Source organism: Halopseudomonas sp. L-58 (assembly GCF_056859475.1).
This window is the reverse complement of sequence record NZ_JBSXON010000003.1, coordinates 1-3,066: the sequence shown is the minus strand read 5'-3', so window position 1 is coordinate 3,066 and position 3,066 is coordinate 1. Positions and strand designations below refer to the sequence as shown.

3 protein-coding genes and 1 pseudogene are annotated in these 3,066 nt (G+C 61.1%); all 4 read right to left on the bottom strand.

The window, feature by feature from the left end:
- Positions 1 to 205, bottom strand: a 205-nt coding sequence (locus AC13EY_RS00055) for a transposase (RefSeq protein WP_482890384.1), incomplete at its 3' end; no start/stop codon positions are given.
- Positions 206 to 233: 28 nt separating this feature from the next.
- Positions 234 to 989 (bottom strand): IS21-like element helper ATPase IstB, encoded by a 756-nt coding sequence (gene istB, locus AC13EY_RS00050; RefSeq protein WP_285678119.1) that lies wholly within the window; start codon positions 987 to 989, stop codon positions 234 to 236.
- A 14-nt stretch (positions 990 to 1,003) separates the two neighbouring features.
- Positions 1,004 to 2,548 carry an IS21 family transposase gene (gene istA / locus AC13EY_RS00045; RefSeq protein WP_482875841.1) on the bottom strand — a complete coding sequence of 515 codons (1,545 nt, stop codon included), beginning with the start codon at positions 2,546 to 2,548 and terminating at the stop codon, positions 1,004 to 1,006.
- A gap of 229 nt (positions 2,549 to 2,777) precedes the next feature.
- Positions 2,778 to 3,066 (bottom strand): annotated as a pseudogene (locus AC13EY_RS00040) (helix-turn-helix domain-containing protein); the annotation flags it as partial.

Below are 3,066 nucleotides of genomic sequence, written 5' to 3'. Positions count from 1 at the left end.
CAACGCGTGCTTGAGGGCAGTGTTGGCGCACCTCCAGGTCAAATGCGGTGTTCATGTCCATTGCTACTGCTTCGATCCGTGCGCAACCCTCCGCGCCCAGCGCTTCAAAAAAGGGTCTGACAGCAGCTCGGCTACGCCCTTGCGTATTCCGGCGAACGTGACCGGTCATTCCGGGGATCGTGACCGATTTGCACACGGCCTTCACGCTGGAGCGGGTTTTGTACTCTGAGCGGTCACGATGGGTCAACCAGCACCGTGTTTTGAGCGTTGGCCTTTCTCAGTGATTCCCCCTTCAGATTGAGTCGATGGGAACCGTGCAGGAGTCGGTCCAGGATGGCGTCGGCGAGTGTGGCGGAGCCGATGTAGTCGTGCCAGTGTTCAGTCGGTAGCTGACTGGCGATGAGGGTTGAGCCGCGTCCATGGCGGTCTTCAATTACTTCCATCAGATCCTGTCGTTGCTGGGCATTGATCTTCTGCATACCCCAGTCATCAAGGATCAGCAGATCGGTTTTCAACAACTGCGTCATCAGGCGAGCGTAGCTGCCATCACCGTGGGCGATTCGTACTTGCTCGAACAGCCGCGGCACTCGCAGGTAACGGACGGACAGGCCTTGGCGACAGGCTTGATTGCCGAGGGCGCAGGCCAGCCAGGTTTTGCCACAGCCGGTGGGGCCGGTAATGCACAGGTTCAGCGATTGTCTGATCCAGTCACAGCTAGCCAGGCCCGCCATGCGCGAGCGCTCCAGGCCGCGCGGGTGCCGGTAGTCGATGTCTTCGATGCAAGCTGGCACGCGCAAGCGGGCAGTCTTGAGCAGGCGGTCCAGCCGACGGTTTTCCCGGTGCAGCACTTCCCGGTCCACCAGCAGAGCCAGGCGCTCCTCGAACGCCAGATCGTGGGTCTCGGGCTGAGCCCGTTGTTGTTCCAGGGCGTCACACATGCCCGTCAGCTTGAGTTGGCGCAAGGTGTTGAGTGTGGTGTGGGTCAGCATAGATCTCTCCGGTCTCAGTGGTAGTAATGCGGTCCGCGAACGTTGGTATGCGCTGGCAGGTCAGTCAGATCACGCTCTTCCTCAGCCAGTGGCAGGGGGAACTGATCAAGTCCTTGTTTCAGGATTGAGGTGATGCTCTGGTAGCTGGCCGAGTTGATCGACAGCGCCCGAGCACAGGCTTGCTCAAGGCGTTCACGGCTGTAACGCCGACTGAGGTTCAGTAACCCCAGGCAGGCGCGATAGCCATGCTCTGGATGAGGGCGATCCTTGAGTTGGCCCTGCACCACCTCCAAGGACGCGGGACCGATGTCTTTGGCCCAATTAAGGAAGCGCTCCGGAGACCAGTCCTTGTGGGCCTGGTGCGCTTTGGGCATGTGCTCGGTCAGGGTGACGAAGCGGCTCTTCCCGTGGCGGGGGTGCAAGGCAACGCGCTGGCCCTTGTGCATAACCTCCAGAGCGGTATCCGTTGGCCGCACGTCCAGCACCAGCCCCACCAGGGCGTGGGGCACGCTGTACAGCCGCTTGTCGATCTCAATGTGGTAGTCGATGCCGGGCCGGGCCTTGCGCCACTCGGCGTAGGTATAGGGCGTTGCTGGGAGCGGCCGCAGGGCTGGTCGGTCAATCGCGTCGTACAGGCTTTGACGGCTCTCGACCCGGCCTTGGAACGGGCGCTGGTTCAGTGCGGGTAGCAACGCAGCAATGGCGGTATTCAGTTCGGCCAGGGAGAAGAACGTCTGATGCCGTAAGCGGGCCAGGATCCAGCGCTCAACCAACAGCACCGACGTCTCGGCCTTCGCCTTGTCCTTGGGTTTGTAGGGCCGCGCAGGCAACACCGCTGTCTGGTAATGACGGGCCAGCTCAGCGTAGGTCTCGTTGATCGTCGGGCTGTAGCGGTCCGCCTTGGTCACCGCGGCCTTGAGGTTGTCCGGAACCAGCAGTTCCGGTACCCCGCCGAAGAAGTTGAGCATCCGCTGGTGGGACGCGACCCAGTCTGGAAGGCCCTGGCTCCAGGTGGCCTCGGCGAAGGTGTAGCTGGAGGCGCCCAACACTGCCACAAAGACTTGTGCCCTGCGCACTTCACCGGTAGAGCGATCCACCACAGGCACGGTCGGGCCGCAGTAGTCGATAAAGATCTTCTCACCGGCACGGTGGACCTGACGCATGCTACGGCGCTGCCGGCCACGCCAGAGCCGGTAATGATGGCAGTACTGGCTGTAGCGGTAGGCCTTGTCTCCGTGGCGCTCCACGTACTCGGCCCAGAGCAGCTGCAGGGTCACGCCTTTGGTTTTGAGCTCCTGATGGACCTGGAAGTAATCAGGCTCTGCAAAGCGTGACGGGGGTGTCTTGGCCGGGAACAACAGCGCATGCAGCCGGGCCTCGTCTAGGTCCTTCGGTAGTGGCCAAGAAACACCCTGGACTTGGGCCAGGCTGACGTACTTGCCGACCACGCCCTTGGAGAGGCCGCAAGCACGGGCAATGCGCTCGTGGCTCAGGCCGGCTTCGTACTTGAGGCGTAATATCTCGATGATCTGTCGCATGGAAATCCTCGCAGCCGGCATCCGCTCTTCCTCGAAAAAAGGAAGGGGTATGCTGGATAAAGTTCAAGAATTCCAGTGCGTTGGCTGTGATTCCGGGGGAGCGTGACCAATGATTCCGGCATCGTGACCGACGATTCCGGGAAATCACCCAAAATTGGTCACGATGAAACGGAATAAGCGGTCACGATAGCCCGGAACAGGCGGTCACGTTCAAACGGAATGGGCGGTCACGATGGGCCGGAATATGCAGCCCTTCGCCAATCCACAGCACCCGGCGGGTATCGGCATGCAGCACCACGCTGGCGTAGCGATGCCCTTTGAACAGACCCAACTCATCCATCACCAAGCGTCTGGGCTGCCCCTTCGGTAGCTTCTCCAGTGCGTCTTGTAGCGCGCGTCGCTCCAGCAAGCGCACACTGTCCCAATGCAAACCAAACAGCCCGGCGACGTGCAGAGTGGGCAGTCTTTGACAGGCCTGGATCACAGCTTCGGCCAAGCGCTTGGTTATTCGCGAATAGCGGTCAAGCCAGCGGACTGAC